Source organism: Paraburkholderia sprentiae WSM5005 (genome assembly GCF_001865575.2).
Taxonomy (GTDB): domain Bacteria; phylum Pseudomonadota; class Gammaproteobacteria; order Burkholderiales; family Burkholderiaceae; genus Paraburkholderia; species Paraburkholderia sprentiae.
Map to the genome: position 1 here is coordinate 481,020 of NZ_CP017563.2, position 13,705 is coordinate 494,724.

General features: G+C 61.8%; 13 protein-coding genes, 1 pseudogene and 1 riboswitch. Of the genes and pseudogenes, 7 read left to right on the plus strand and 7 right to left on the minus strand.

Annotated elements, in window-relative coordinates:
• Positions 1-104: 104 nt before the first annotated feature.
• A riboswitch (glycine riboswitch) is annotated at positions 105-193 on the minus strand.
• Positions 194-475: 282 nt separating this feature from the next.
• Together BJG93_RS30760 and BJG93_RS30765 are read right to left on the minus strand one after the other, a co-directional pair.
• Positions 476-703 carry a hydantoinase B/oxoprolinase family protein gene (locus BJG93_RS30760; RefSeq protein WP_407675359.1) on the minus strand — a complete coding sequence of 76 codons (228 nt, stop codon included), beginning with the start codon at positions 701-703 and terminating at the stop codon, positions 476-478.
• Positions 686-897 (minus strand): annotated as a pseudogene (locus tag BJG93_RS30765) (MFS transporter); the annotation flags it as partial. The pseudogene BJG93_RS30765 and the gene BJG93_RS30760, both read right to left, overlap by 18 nt.
• 12 nt (positions 898-909) lie before the next feature.
• Here BJG93_RS30765 and BJG93_RS30770 point away from each other — a divergent pair.
• Entirely contained in the window at positions 910-1,722 is an 813-nt protein-coding gene (locus tag BJG93_RS30770) for an IclR family transcriptional regulator (RefSeq protein WP_027194245.1), read from the plus strand.
• A 491-nt stretch (positions 1,723-2,213) separates the two neighbouring features.
• Here BJG93_RS30770 and BJG93_RS30775 read toward each other — a convergent pair whose 3' ends face one another.
• The 5 genes from BJG93_RS30775 to BJG93_RS30795 form a co-directional block, all read right to left on the minus strand.
• Complete coding sequence (locus BJG93_RS30775; RefSeq protein WP_407675360.1) at positions 2,214-3,290, minus strand: alpha/beta fold hydrolase; 1,077 nt, start codon at positions 3,288-3,290, stop codon at positions 2,214-2,216.
• Entirely contained in the window at positions 3,271-4,290 is a 1,020-nt protein-coding gene (locus BJG93_RS30780) for a Gfo/Idh/MocA family protein (protein WP_027194246.1), read from the minus strand. The genes BJG93_RS30775 and BJG93_RS30780 overlap by 20 nt, the downstream gene beginning before the upstream one ends.
• 172 nt (positions 4,291-4,462) lie before the next feature.
• A complete protein-coding gene (locus BJG93_RS30785; RefSeq protein ID WP_027194247.1) occupies positions 4,463-5,326 on the minus strand; it encodes a shikimate dehydrogenase family protein in 864 nt (287 codons plus the stop codon).
• 49 nt (positions 5,327-5,375) lie between these two features.
• Complete coding sequence (locus BJG93_RS30790) at positions 5,376-5,828, minus strand: cupin domain-containing protein (RefSeq protein ID WP_027194248.1); 453 nt, start codon at positions 5,826-5,828, stop codon at positions 5,376-5,378.
• Positions 5,829-5,950: 122 nt separating this feature from the next.
• Complete coding sequence (locus BJG93_RS30795) at positions 5,951-7,384, minus strand: MFS transporter (protein WP_027194249.1); 1,434 nt, start codon at positions 7,382-7,384, stop codon at positions 5,951-5,953.
• A gap of 84 nt (positions 7,385-7,468) precedes the next feature.
• On the opposite strand from BJG93_RS30795, the gene BJG93_RS30800 reads away from it, so the two are divergent.
• From BJG93_RS30800 to BJG93_RS30825, 6 genes are all read left to right on the plus strand, one after another.
• Positions 7,469-8,281: an IclR family transcriptional regulator gene (locus tag BJG93_RS30800; protein ID WP_071336695.1), complete on the plus strand. Its 813-nt coding sequence runs from the start codon at positions 7,469-7,471 to the stop codon at positions 8,279-8,281.
• Entirely contained in the window at positions 8,278-9,090 is an 813-nt protein-coding gene (locus BJG93_RS30805) for a 2-keto-4-pentenoate hydratase (protein ID WP_027194251.1), read from the plus strand. The genes BJG93_RS30800 and BJG93_RS30805 overlap by 4 nt, the downstream gene beginning before the upstream one ends.
• A 13-nt stretch (positions 9,091-9,103) precedes the next feature.
• Positions 9,104-9,997 (plus strand): fumarylacetoacetate hydrolase family protein, encoded by an 894-nt coding sequence (locus BJG93_RS30810; protein ID WP_027194252.1) that lies wholly within the window; start codon positions 9,104-9,106, stop codon positions 9,995-9,997.
• A 31-nt stretch (positions 9,998-10,028) separates the two neighbouring features.
• Positions 10,029-10,724, plus strand: a complete 696-nt coding sequence (locus BJG93_RS30815; protein ID WP_027194253.1) for a hypothetical protein — start codon at positions 10,029-10,031, stop codon at positions 10,722-10,724.
• A 98-nt stretch (positions 10,725-10,822) separates the two neighbouring features.
• Complete coding sequence (locus tag BJG93_RS30820) at positions 10,823-12,394, plus strand: UxaA family hydrolase (RefSeq protein WP_027194254.1); 1,572 nt, start codon at positions 10,823-10,825, stop codon at positions 12,392-12,394.
• Between the two features lie 79 nt (positions 12,395-12,473).
• Positions 12,474-13,661, plus strand: a complete 1,188-nt coding sequence (locus BJG93_RS30825) for a fumarylacetoacetate hydrolase family protein (RefSeq protein ID WP_027194255.1) — start codon at positions 12,474-12,476, stop codon at positions 13,659-13,661.
• The last annotated feature ends 44 nt before the right edge of the window (positions 13,662-13,705 follow it).

Consider the following 13,705-nt stretch of genomic DNA (forward strand, 5'->3'; position numbering starts at 1 on the left):
TCCGGCGTTTGATGCCCCATCTGTTCCTGTACCTGAGAGTTTCGCCCGGCCGACAAGGTCAGGCTCCCCTTCGGTGGACGCACGCAGCGTCACTCTCCAGATGTTCCTGCAGCACAGTCCTTTTGCCTGAGAGTTTCCGGGGCGGTTGCTCCGTCGGCGTCGCTCACTGAACGATCTCTCCCGTGCTGCATAGGTGGAACCGCATGACGTTACATGACAACGCGGGCCGCTACAAGCATCCAATAACTTGGTTTGCCGTTTGACGTTTGATGCGCAAGCGCCGAGCAGGAATCGTCTTTGGCCCGGTTACTGGTACGCGGGCAAATGAAGACTCTGGATGACCGGCGGACTCTTGGCGTCGTACGAACTTTTGGGTTATTCGGTATCGAGGTGAAACTTTCAACGCATTCTGTACCGGCCAGACCGGGGCAATACCGGCCCCACGCTGGCCGGTCAGCACACCCATAACCCGCAGCTAACCGGTTACGTAGCCATAGTCGAGATCCCGTTTCACGAGGGACGGCTCACGCAGTCTCGGATCGCCAAAGCCTCCTCCTCCCGCTGAACGCAGCGTCAGCACTGCTCCGGGCATCAGCGTCGCGTTGGCGTCTTTGCTGCCTAGCGTGACAGTTTCGCCGCCCTGTTCGATGGTGTAGTGATGCACTGCCCCTGGCTGTCCGCCTTGGAGGCCATACGGTGCGATAACTTCACCGCTTGGTGCGATAATGGCGACCGTTGGATTGTCAGGCGGGAAGAAGATCGGCGGGAACGCCAACGACGCCGCAGTCGCATGGATGAAGAAGTCGTAATGCTCCAATGCCGAGCCAATCGAGCCGCTGGTGCGGCGATCTTCCGCTGGCGCTGGTCGTGGGGCTTAACCAGGGTGTTCCGATTCATGCCTGTCTTATTATGAGAGTTGTCAAGGGAGCAGTTGACCGGTCGCTGCAGGCGATCGAGTTGCTCGCACGTGAGGCGCGCTGGATGCGTATGTCCGATATCGCCGCCGAACTCGGGCTGGAGAAGGGCCCCGCCCATCGGGTGCTCGCGCAACTGTGCGAGCAGGGTTGGGCGGAACAGGATGAACAGACGTCGCAGTACCGTTTGACCTTGAAGCTGTCCCTGCTCGGTCAGCGGTACCTGCATGGGCTCGGTCTGCCGGGCCTGGTGCAGCCGATCCTTGACGAAGTCGCCGCCCAGTGCCGCGAGCTGGTCCGGCTGACGGTGGTCAACGAAGGAACACTCGCGTGGCTGGCAGCGTCCCAGGGCGCGGCACCGGGCCTGATGTATTCGCCGTCCATGCACAGTCCCATCGTCTTGCACGCCACCTCGGTTGGCAAGGTGTGGCTGGCTGGAATGCCGAACGACCAGGCGATCGAATACGCCCTGCGTGGCGGACTGGGGAAAGCGTCCGCCGCCGGCGCATGGACGCCGAAGGCCATCACCAGCGTCGAGCAGTTGATTCCGGAGTTGGAGCGGACCAGGCAGCGTGGCTATGGTCTTGTCGTTGAAGAGGCCGAGCCGGGCGTCGTCGCATTGGCCGTGCCGGTGCGTTCGCTGTCTGACGATGTGGTGGTGGGCACCATGAGTATTGCCGGACCGGTCACGCGGTTTCAGCCGGAGCGTTACGAGGCCTTTTACGCGCTATTGCAACAAGCGTCCGCGAAACTGGGTGCCGTATGGCCGCGCCAGAGCGTCGGTGCGCATGAGAATGAGGCGGCATGAACATGCCGGGCGCAGATCAGCCTATCGAGCGACTCACCGGTTTCGATGAACACGCAGCACGCCTTCTCGTCGCGGCGCGCCGGCAGGACAAGCGGCGCTCACGCTTATGCAATGGGGCTGACTCGTCACACCGACAACCGATAGTCTAGGGTGCCCTGGCAGCGCCACTTTTTTTAACGCGCCGGGGATTCACTTCGGACTGCGAAGCGGACGCTTCCAGTCGTCCCGCTGCGCTTCTGTGTCGCAACGGGCCTTAGCGCCAGCTCGCTTGATCCACTGAACGGCCAAAACGAGCACCGCAGCGACAAGACCATCGGGCGGACGCTCAAGGCCGACGTGAGAGCAGCGTCAGCGTCACGTTCGGCCGCCGCACGGCGACAGCAACGCCGCGTCGCCGAACGGAACATGGTCGTTGCTCGAAAGACATGTTGTGTAGGTCCAGCTCAATAGCGAGGCGCCGGACGTAGGGGCGCCGTATTGTCCGGTCAGCATCACCTGGAGGTGCGGCGTGGGGCTGATTGCAGCAGTTCCTGCAGCTCAGCTTTGTAAAAACGAGCCAGGCCGGTGGTGCCGTGGCCGCACGTATCCTCGCTGGCAGGGATCAAAAGCACCCGGCCGTGGCGCACATGCTGCATCGCGCGCTCCATCAGACCGGTCTCGGGCGGATAGCGTTCGTCATCGGCCGCGTTGATGGCGAGCACCGTAGCCCGGATCTGCTCCAAGCCGGACGCCGGGTTATAGCCGCGCGAGGCACCCCATTGATATAAGAAGTCGTTGGCATCCAACCTGAAAGGCTGGGCCAACAGGGTGTCCAGGAAGTTGTCGGCCAACTCCATTGTCGGAGCCGCTTTCTGGTAGGCCAGCGTTCCGCCGTTGGTGGCCAGCGCGAAGAACGCGCTGGCAATGCGCAAGGAGCGGGGCGGGCTGGCGTAATTGCCATCAAGGTACTCCGGGTCGTCGCGGACCATCTCGGTGAGCATGCGGCGCAGCATCCAGTTGCGGCCGGACATCTCGGTCGGTTGCGACGCCATCGGCACCAGCGCGTCCATGAAGTCCGGATATCGCACCGCCCAGATCCATGCGTGCATGCCGCCCATCGAGTTGCCGATCAGCAGGCGCAAGTGCCTGATGCCCAGCCCCTCGGTCAGGAGCCTGTACTGCGCGAGCACCATGTCGTCGTAGTTGTACGCCGGGAACCGCGTGCGCAGTCGGTCCGACGGCCTGGACGATCCGCCGGCTCCAATTCCGTCCGGGAGAACGATGAAATAGTTGTTGGCATCAAGCGGCTGTCCCAGCCCGAACAACTCTCCCGCGAAGGCGGGCGTCAGCATGCTGGCGCCTGTGCCCGTCGTGCCGTGCAGGACCAGGACCGGCTCGCCGGACGGGTCGCCGATGGTTCGGTAGTGTAGCCGCAGCTCCGGCATCACCTCCCCGGTGTGGAAACGGAAGTCTCGCGCGATCCAGTCGCCTTCCTTCGGTGCAGGATAATCGGCCAATTGCAATATCTCGTTAGCGGCATAGGCGTGCGACGCAATCCGATGGCCTGGATTACCCGGAAATCGATTCAAGAGTCTGAAGCGCACCGCCCTGCCGAGCAGAAGCGTAGGCCGCATCCATGACCTGCATCATCGCCTCGGCGTCGCGCAATGACGCGATCGGCTTTGCACCTGTGCGGCATTCAGCAAGTACCCGCTTGACGAACAGTGGGTAGTAAATGTCAGTCTCTAACTGGAGACGGCGACTTCGAGTGCCGGCGGCAAGATTGTTCCGGTCGCGAATCTCGATCCGGTCGGGGCCCGATTTCGCGTACATACGATCGGATGAAAGGGTGAAGGAGAATTCGCGCTGCTCGTCTTGAGTACTGGGAAAGCTGTATCCGGTCTCAACAAGCCCGATCACGCCGTCTTCGGTTTGCATTGTCAGCAACGAGTAGTCCTCGACGGCGCCTCGATGCGTTCGGGAGTTCATGGTGGCGGAGACTCGCGCGACCTCCTTACCGGTCAGTAATCTGAAGAGATCGATGAAGTGGGTCGCGACATTGATCGTGGATCCGCCTCCGGAAAACACCGGGTCGAGCGCCCAACCCGCGCCTGCAGCTTCATAACGACCAGGCGGACCGACAATGAAACGGAACGACATGTAGTTGAAGTCCGACGGTATGCAATCCTCTGCATCCTCCAGTGCGCCGAGCAACTCGCTCATCCGGAAGATCAACGGTACGGCGCAATAAAGATTGGCTTCCTCCGTCAGTTTTCGCAGCCGCGTGACCTGCGACATGTTTACGCCGCAGGGTTTCTCCAGCGCGAACGGAATTTTTCGTTCGATCACCGCCTCCGCGAGCGTCGGCATTTCGGAATGCCGCCCAAACACAAACGCGAAATCGACGTCCTCGCGCTCGAGCAACTCATACGCCGACGAGTACAACGTGCTCCCAAAGCGCGCGGCAATTGCCTGTCCTTTTACTTGCTCCGCATCTGAAACGGCTACCACCTGGATACCGGGCGCCTCGAGCGCATCGAGATAGAGTGGGACATGCCAATGGCTGGCCTCCAGCAATGCGACTTTCATGCGTGTTCTCCCTTCGCACCGTCGACGAATCGACTCCGTGCTTGCGCGATGCGCGCATCAAAGCTGGCCGCACATACCAATGTGGAAACGTTGAAACTGTTCATCGCATCTTCCCTCCATTCAAACTGGTAAAACTGTCGATTCCGGGCGCTTTCTCAGAGGCGTTAGGGCATTAACGACTTGCGTTCGTTGCAGGCGCGAAAAGCACGCCGTCGTCTGGTGCTGACCTTCCAGCAGGGCGGTAATCGAACCCAAGGAAGCGTAGGGCATGCACTGCCTGCCCTTCATGCATCGGCCCCCCGTCCTGGGTACGACAGCCGCGCGCATGCGCGGCGCGGCGAAGCTGCGTCGGCTCTGGCGCATTGATGATGTCTACGACGATGGTGCCGGGTGCGAGCCGCTCGGGATTGACAGGCATGGCGTCATTCGCGTTCATGCCGAGCGGTGTGGCATTGATCACGACTTCGAAACCGTGCGGGTCGGGAGGTCCGGAATGCGTGATGCAACCGGTTTCGGCAGCAACGGATTTCGCGAGATCGGCAGCCCGCTGCTCGTCGACGTCGGATAGCGTTAACGTTCGGGCGCCCGCCGCCGCGACGGCAAATGCGATGGCCCTGCCTGCGCCTCCGGCACCGACGAGAAGAACGGACTTATTCGCCGGATGATTGCCTTCCCATTGCATGCCAAGCACACAGCCGACACCATCGAATATGGCTCCCACCCAGCGTCCATCTTCTTCGCAACGTATCACGTTGAGTGCGCCGACCCTGGAAGCAGTGGGATGGAGTTCGTCGACATAGTCCAGCATCCGTTGCTTATGAGGCATCGTGACCAGCAGGCCGGAAAGATTGCGTAACGCTCGTGCGCCGGCGACGAATGCGGACAGATCCTCCGCCTTGACCCAAAACGGAACGCAGACTGCGTCCGCGCGCTGTTCGATAAAAATCTGGTTCAGCAGTTGCGGCGACTTGGCTGCCGTCAGCGGATCGCCCACTAACCCGTAAAGTCGCGTTCTTCCCGTGATATGTGGATGCATTGTGGCCTCATGTCCGATGTTGACGGAAGGTGCAGTCATCGCGTACTGCTCACTTCCAGGGTGCCGGGGCTTCGGCGAGATCCCATGTTCCGTAGACAGCGGGCTCGTTAATCTCGATGACTTCGAGGTCGTCGGAGCGCCAGATCACATTGTGCGGAACGCCGGCGGGTTGCGAGAGGTCGTCTCCGGCGTTGAGCGTCACATCGCCCTCTACGCCGGCGAAACGGAACGTCACCGATCCGCGCAGCACATACAGATAGTGCGCAGTCATGTCGTGCCAATGCCAGCCCGTGGCATCGGTGAACGGGGTCAGTGCGCGAATGTGCTTGGCGCCGATGCGACCGTTGGTCACCGCGGCGAGTCCGAGGTCGCGATACTCGGAGTCCGCGCGCAGCCCTTCCTTGTTCCAGACGGCTGCGGATGCGCTCACACGTGCGAATGGAGTCAGGGATTGCGCGAGTTCGCGCGGGCCATCGTAACGTGGCGTACTTTGGTTGTGCATGTGTCTTTCTCCTGTGTGGCATCAGATATTGGCGAGTGCCGCAGCCGCGTGTTCCTGCCCGGCTCGTCCGAACAGCGTAAGTTGCGCCGGGCGGTTGCTGCCGATATGGCCCCTGCTTTCGGCTAGGAGCGCAGTTGGTTCGTCAGGTCCTGTGAGTCGGCTGTTCCGGTCGCCTCACGCAACATCTCGACGCGCAGACGATCGTATTCGCCTTTGGGTACAGGGACCGCGTTGCGGTCGCCGAGATCGTGGAGCCGGACCCGGTACGTCTCGCGGGTGGTAAAGGCGGCGATCGCGGCCACGACACAGATGCCGAATGTCAGGGCTCCGATCTTCAGTGGAATATTGGCGGAGCCGGGGGGCGCGACCGCGACGAAGAATGCCGGGAGCAGCGCGGACAGCGTCGTCCCGACGTTCTGCCCAATGGCCATCCCGGACACACGCACGCGTGTGTGGAACAGTTCGGAGAACAGGCTCGGGAATACGCCGTTGAAGCCCTGATAGGCGATGCCCCACATGAGCACCGAGAGAACCATCGCCAGCCACACGTTATGGATGCTGATAGCGTACAGATACACGAACGAGAGCAGTCCAGCGCTGAGGGTGCCGACAAGGACTGGCGGCCTGCGACCAATCCTGTCCGAGAGGTTGCCGACGAAGGGAATCAGGATCACTGCGCAGATATTGCCCAGAACAGGGATCCACAGATACATGCCGGGAGGGAAGCCGATGCCGTACGCCGGCTGAACCGCGTAGGCGGTGCCGAAGACCGCGGCGACAAGGGCGATTACGGCGGTAAGCGCCATGCAGACCACGCGCACGACATCGTCCCAGCTCTGCCGGAGCACTTCGACGACTGGCGAGGCGGGAATTTCGCCATGCACGCGCTCCTCGGCGAACGCCGGGGTCTCATCGACTTTGCGGCGAATGATGTAGCCCGCGATGAGAACGACAATGCTGAGCAGGAACGGAATCCGCCAGCCCCAGGAGGTGAACTGGTCCCTGGGCATGAAATGCGCGAGAGGCAGGAAGATCGCTGCCGCCATGAGCTGTCCGGCCTGCACCCCCTGGAGGGTAAAGCTCGCGAAGTAGCCGCGCCGACCGAACGGTGCGTGCTCGAGAATCATTGAACTGGCGCCGGAGAGCTCCCCGGCGACCGCGAAGCCCTGGATGAGGCGAAGAACCACGAGCAGCACCGGCGCCCAGATGCCGACCTGCTTATAGGTTGGCAGGACCCCGACGGCCATCGTTGAAAAGCCCATGAGGAACATGCAGAGGAGCAGCACCGTCTTGCGGCCATGGCGGTCGCCCCAGTGGCCGAGGACGACGGCGCCCACCGGGCGGGCGATATAGCCGACACCGAAGGTTGCCAGTGAGGCGATGATGGCGACCGTTGGACTATCAGACGGAAAGAAGAGCTGCGGGAACACCAGCGACGCCGCAGTTGCGTAAATGAAGAAGTCGTAGTACTCCAGCGCCGAGCCGATCCAGCCGCTGGCCGCGGCGATCTTCGACTGGCGCTTGCCGTGAGGCTTAACCCGGGTGTTCCGATTCATGCTTGTCTCCATCGTGATTGACTTTCCGGTGCTGTTTGTCTATTGTTGTAACACCGTTCCACTAAGAACCATGTTACGTCAATTATGAGAGTTGTCAAGGGAGCAGTTGACCGGTCGCTGCAGGCGATCGAGTTGCTCGCACGTGAGGCGCGCTGGATGCGTATGTCCGATATCGCCGCCGAACTCGGGCTGGAGAAGGGCCCCGCCCATCGGGTGCTTGCGCAACTGTGCGAGCAGGGTTGGGCGGAACAGGATGAACAGACGTCGCAGTACCGTTTGACCTTGAAGCTGTCCCTGCTCGGTCAGCGGTACCTGCATGGGCTCGGTCTGCCGGGCCTGGTGCAGCCGATCCTTGACGAAGTCGCCGCCCAGTGCCGCGAGCTGGTCCGGCTGACGGTGGTCAACGAAGGAACACTCGCGTGGCTGGCAGCGTCCCAGGGCGCGGCACCGGGCCTGATGTATTCGCCGTCCATGCACAGTCCCATCGTCTTGCACGCCACCTCGGTGGGCAAGGTGTGGCTGGCTGGAATGCCGAACGACCAGGCGATCGAATACGCCCTGCGTGGCGGACTGGGGAAAGCGTCCGCCGCCGGCGCATGGACGCCGAAGGCCATCACCAGCGTCGAGCAGTTGATTCCGGAGTTGGAGCGGACCAGGCAGCGTGGCTATGGTCTTGTCGTTGAAGAGGCCGAGCCGGGCGTCGTCGCATTGGCCGTGCCGGTGCGTTCGCTGTCTGACGATGTGGTGGTGGGCACCATGAGTATTGCCGGACCGGTCACGCGGGTTCAGCCGGAGCGTTACGAGGCCTTTTACGCGCTATTGCAACAAGCGTCCGCGAAACTGGGTGCCGTATGGCCGCGCCAGAGCGTCGGTGCGCATGTGAGTGAGGCGGCATGAACACGCAGGGAGCAGATCAGGCTCTCGAGCGACTCACCGCGTTCGATGAACACACAGCACGTATCCTGGTCACGGCGCGCCGGCAAGGCACGCTCGCGGAGCGCCTTCCCATCGAACTGCGGCCCACGAATGTGGACGAGGGTTTCGCGATCCAGCAAAAGGTGGGCGATCAGCTCGGTTGGCAGACTGGCGCGTGGAAATGCGCGCTGCCGCCGGCGGGCAAGCTCATCGCTGCGCCAATCTATGACGCCGTCATCTATCGAGGCGCCCAATGCCGCATTCACGCCAGGCTTGCGCAGTCTTGTGTAAGGGCAGAGCCCGAACTCGCCTGTGTGCTGGCTCGCGATCTGCCGCCTCGGCGTGAAGCGTATGCCGAAGCGGAGGTGCTCGACGCTCTCGGGAATGTTCACCTCGCGCTCGAACTGCTGGGCAGTCGCTATGCGCATCCAGAATCGCTGACGTTCCCTGAATTGCTGGCAGACGGTCTGTTCAACGCCGGTCTTGTCATTGGGCCGCGCGTTCAATTGCCCGAGGGCGCGACGCCGGCCGATCTCCCGATCGAATTCCCCATCAGTCTGACTCGCGCCGGACACGACACGGTCAGTTTTGCTGGCCGCCACCCTGATCGCAGCGTGCTCGCGCCGATCGTGTGGCTCGTCAATTTTCTCCGCGTCCGCGGGCTTGGATTGCATGCCGGCCAGGCTGTGATCACGGGCTCTTACGCGGGCGTGCTCGAGTTGCCGATTGGTTGTGAATTGCATATCGGCTTTGGTGATCTCGGCACGTTGCCGATACTTTTTTCGTCTTGATAGGAGTATTCAAATGCGTCTCGTCCGTTTCGGCCAGGCTGGTCAGGAGCATCCCGGTGTCATCGATTCAAGCGGCGCGATCCGCGATCTGACCGGCGTCGTCGACGACATCGACGGAACGACTGTTTCGCCTGCGGCCCTTGCGAAGCTGAGCGAACTCGATCTGAATCGCCTGCCCGTCGTGGAAGCGGGCACGCGCCTCGGCGCCTGTATCGGCAATGTCCGTAACCTCGTCTGCATTGGTCTGAACTACTCAGATCATGCCGCTGAAACCGATACGCCGATCCCGCGGGAACCGGTCGTGTTCAACAAGCATACGGGTTCGATCAGCGGTCCGAACGATCCCGTCATCTTGCCGGCAGATGCGCAAAAGCTGGATTGGGAGGTCGAACTGGGCGTGGTAATCGGCAAACCGGCCTGGCAGATCGACGAAGCCGCCGCGCTCGATCATGTGGCGGGTTACTGCCTTGCCAATGACGTTTCCGAACGCGCGTATCAGCTCGAACGCGAAGGTCAGTGGACCAAGGGCAAAAGCGGCTTCTCTTTTGCGCCGCTCGGCCCGTGGCTCGTGACGCGTGATGAAGTGCCCGACCCGCAGGTGCTCGACCTGTGGCTCGACGTCAACGGCACCCGTCGTCAGACGGGCAACACACGCACGATGATCTTTAACGTCGCGCATATCGTGGCGTATCTCAGCCGCTTCATGCCACTGATGGCTGGCGACGTCATCATTACCGGGACGCCTCCCGGCGTCGGTCTCGGTCAGAAGCCGCCCATCTTTCTGAAAGCGGGCGACACCATGACCCTCGGCGGCAGCGGACTCGGCGAGCAGCGCCAGAAGGTCGTGCCGTACGCGGATTCGCTTGGCGCGGCATGGGGCCGCGGCGAATATCCGTTGGCAAGATAAAACGATTGAACCTGAAGAAGGAGGAGGAGATATGAGCCTTGCTGGAACGGGCGTCGTCGCAATCTGGCATGACCTGCTGCCGGAAGCGAAGGATGAATTCTACGAGTGGCACAACCGCGAGCACATGCCGGAACGCGCCGGGATTCCTGGGTTCAGGCGCGGCCGGCGCTATATTGCGCTGGATGCGGGCCCCGAGTACTTCAATCTGTATGAAGCCGACACCGTGGAGGTGCTTGGCGCGCAGGACTATCTGCTTCGGCTCAATTCACCGACGCCATGGACGAAGCAGGTCGTCGCCTCGTTTCGCAGCGTGGCCCGCTCGATCTGCCATGTGGCGTATTCCGACGGTGTGGGGCAGGGCGCCAGTCTCATGACAGTGCGCTTCGATGTGCCTTCGGCGGCGCGGGCCGATGTCGTGAAGGGATTGCGTCAGCAGGTCTTGCCGCCGCTCGCCGATCGGCGGGGCATCACGGGCGTGCACCTGTGTCTGGCCGATGAGGCCGTCAGCAAGGTGGAAACCGCCGAGAAGAAGGCGCGTTCGGAAGGCACCGAGGTGCCGACATGGATCGTGATGATCGAAGGATGCCGCGCCGACTATGTCCGCACAGCAGTGGACGCTTTCTCTGCCGGGCTCGCTGCTTTGCCCGGGGCCGCTGCGATTGCGCCGGACGCCACGCTCTATCAACTGGAGTACACGCGCTGCAAGACGCCGTGGAGCGCTGGCTGAAGCGTCGCTTGAACACGGCTGCTTGGCGCGTCACGCGCGACGCGGCGCGGCCGGCCCTGAAACTGTTCTCACGCATTGAGAAACGAAGGAGTAGTTCCATGTCGTCCCCTGTTGCGGGCAAGTCCGTTGAATCGGCCGCGGTTAGACCGGTTCGCGTCATTCGAGTCGATCCAGCTGACGATGTCGTCATCGCCCTCGATCAGCTTATGTCCGGCACGGTGTTGGATGGGGAAGCGGTCACGGTCTCGGGATTGATCCCGCCCGGCCACAAAGTGGCGACACGCGACATCGATGAAGGTGAAGCGGTACACCGCTATGGCCAGATCATCGGCTTTGCGAGTCAGCCGATCCGCGCGGGGCAGCACGTTCACACTCATAACCTTGCGATGGGCGAATTCGCCCGTGACTATGCATTCAGTCAGGGCGTACGTGCCACCGTCCCGTCAACTGAATCCGCGACATTTCGTGGCATTGTGCGTGAAGACGGCCGTGTGGCAACGCGCAATTACATCGGCATCCTTACCTCGGTGAATTGCTCGGCGACGGTCGCGCGAGCCATTGCCGACTATTTCCGCCGCGACACGCATCCTGACGCGCTGGCCGCGTTTCCGAACGTCGATGGCGTCGTCGCGCTCACCCATGGTTCGGGTTGCGCCATCGACTCCGAAGGCGACGGTCTCGCGATCCTCCAGCGCACCCTTGGCGGCTATGCGTGCCATCCCAACTTCGCGAGCGTGCTGGTTATCGGCCTGGGCTGTGAAACGAACCAGATTTCTCGGCTGCTCGAAACCCAGCGGCTCAAAGAACACGACCGGTTGCGAACCTTCACGATTCAGGACACCGGTGGCACGACCCTGACAATTGCAAAGGGTATCGAACAGGTTCGGCAGATGTTGCCCGACGCGAACGACGTTAAGCGGGAAACGGTTTCGGCAAGTCATCTCACCGTCGGCCTTCAATGTGGTGGGTCGGACGGATATTCGGGCATCACGGCCAATCCCGTACTGGGTGCAGCCGTCGATCTGCTCGTGCGGCACGGCGGTACTGCGATTCTGTCGGAGACGCCGGAGATTTATGGCGCCGAGCACTTGTTGACCCGCCGCGCGGTAACGCTCGAAGTGGGACAGAGGCTGGTCGATCGCATCCGGTGGTGGGAAGCGTATGCACAGCGGCAAGGGGCGCAGATCAACAACAATCCGTCGGCGGGCAATAAGGCCGGCGGCTTGACGACCGTCCTCGAGAAATCGTTAGGCGGCATTGCAAAGGCAGGCTCGACGAACCTTATCGAGGTGTACGAATACGCCCAGCCGGTTAAGGCGCGCGGCCTGGTGTTCATGGACACGCCTGGCTACGACCCGGTGTCGGCTACCGGCCAGGTGGCTGGCGGTGCGAACCTGATCTGCTTCACGACAGGACGCGGTTCGGCTTATGGCTGCGCGCCCTCGCCATCGGTCAAGCTCGCGACAAATACCGCACTGTGGCAACGTCAGTCCGACGATATGGACCTGAACTGCGGAGAAGTGCTGGAAGGGAACACAACGATCAAGCAACTCGGCGGAGTGCTGTTCCAACTGCTGCTCGACGTGGCCTCCGGGAAACGTTCCCGCAGTGAGCAGCACGGTTACGGACAAAACGAATTCGTCCCTTGGCAAATCAGCGCAATTATGTGAGCCGCGGGTGTCCGGCATACGTAGAGCGTGCACCGCACGGATGCTCGGCAATAACGCATACCAGGTTGGAGAAAGATAGATGCCATTGAATGACCGCTCCGCGTTGCCTCACGATCTGGAGCAGGCTGTGCTCGTGGGGCGCGCGTGGTGTCCCGATATCGCCGCGCCGCGTCCTGTCGCTGTTATCGGTGGCGAACTGGTGGATGTGTCGTCGTTCGCGCTGACGACCAGCACGCTGCTTGAGCAGCCAGAAATCGACCTTCGGCTGAAGGAGGCCGCTGCGAACCTGCCGAGACTTGCGACACTGGACCTGGTTCTTGCCAATTCCGCCTTCGATCGACGCGATCCGTCCACTCCCTGGCTCCTCGCGCCATGTGACCTTCAGGCGGTCAAGGCGAGTGGTGTGACGTTTGTCGAAAGCCTTCTGGAGCGGGTGATCGAGGAGCGCTCGGGAGGCGACGCGAGCCGGGCCGATGAAGTGCGCGCGCGTGTCATGTCCGTGCTGGGCGATCGGCTCGCAAGCGTTCGCCCAGGATCTGCGGAAGCCGGGGCGGTGCGACAGGTGCTTATTCAGGAAGGAATGTGGTCGCAGTATCTGGAGGTCGGCATCGGTCCGGATGCGGAGATTTTCACGAAAGCGCAGCCCATGTCCGCCGTCGGCACCGGCAGCGAAATCGGCATTCATGAAAATTCGCAGTGGAATAACCCGGAGCCAGAAGTCGTGCTGGCGGTGACCAGCCGGGCCGAAATCGTCGGCGCCGCGCTTGGGAACGACGTCAATCTTCGGGACTTCGAAGGCCGCAGTGCACTGCTGCTCGGCAAGGCGAAGGATAACAACGCATCGGCCTCCATTGGCCCGTTCATTCGCCTCTTCGACAGTACATTCGGTCTCGATGATGTACGGGCTGCGGAGCTTTCGCTGCGTGTAGAAGGAACAGATGGCTATGTTCTGACCGGGGCGAGTTCCATGAAACGCATCAGCCGGGACCCGTCAGAACTCGTTGCGCAAGCGATGGGCGCTCACCATCAATACCCGGACGGCATGATGCTTTATCTCGGAACACTGTTTGCACCGACTGCGGATCGTAGCGTGCCAGGGCAAGGATTCACGCATCAGATCGGCGATACGGTGACGATATCGAGCCCGCGATTCGGTGCGCTTGTCAACACGGTCAACTATTCGAATCGCATTGCGCCGTGGGAGTTTGGGGTCGGCGCGTTGCTCGCTAGCATTCTTCGCCGGCATACGGGGCAAGCGAAGTCGTAGCCGCTTCATTGGCCGCAGAAGTCGTGTGACAACCGTTCGGTTTG

Excerpts from the sequence above, each read along its gene's own strand:
- BJG93_RS30770 (WP_027194245.1), top strand. The coding sequence starts at position 910 with ATGAGAGTTGTCAAGGGAGCAGTTGACCGGTCGCTGCAGGCGATCGAG.
- BJG93_RS30780 (WP_027194246.1), bottom strand. The coding sequence starts at position 4,290 with ATGAAAGTCGCATTGCTGGAGGCCAGCCATTGGCATGTCCCACTCTAT.
- BJG93_RS30785 (WP_027194247.1), bottom strand. The coding sequence starts at position 5,326 with ATGCATCCACATATCACGGGAAGAACGCGACTTTACGGGTTAGTGGGC.
- BJG93_RS30790 (WP_027194248.1), bottom strand. The coding sequence starts at position 5,828 with ATGCACAACCAAAGTACGCCACGTTACGATGGCCCGCGCGAACTCGCG.
- BJG93_RS30795 (WP_027194249.1), bottom strand. The coding sequence starts at position 7,384 with ATGAATCGGAACACCCGGGTTAAGCCTCACGGCAAGCGCCAGTCGAAG.
- BJG93_RS30800 (WP_071336695.1), top strand. The coding sequence starts at position 7,469 with ATGAGAGTTGTCAAGGGAGCAGTTGACCGGTCGCTGCAGGCGATCGAG.
- BJG93_RS30805 (WP_027194251.1), top strand. The coding sequence starts at position 8,278 with ATGAACACGCAGGGAGCAGATCAGGCTCTCGAGCGACTCACCGCGTTC.
- BJG93_RS30810 (WP_027194252.1), top strand. The coding sequence starts at position 9,104 with ATGCGTCTCGTCCGTTTCGGCCAGGCTGGTCAGGAGCATCCCGGTGTC.
- BJG93_RS30815 (WP_027194253.1), top strand. The coding sequence starts at position 10,029 with ATGAGCCTTGCTGGAACGGGCGTCGTCGCAATCTGGCATGACCTGCTG.
- BJG93_RS30820 (WP_027194254.1), top strand. The coding sequence starts at position 10,823 with ATGTCGTCCCCTGTTGCGGGCAAGTCCGTTGAATCGGCCGCGGTTAGA.
- BJG93_RS30825 (WP_027194255.1), top strand. The coding sequence starts at position 12,474 with ATGCCATTGAATGACCGCTCCGCGTTGCCTCACGATCTGGAGCAGGCT.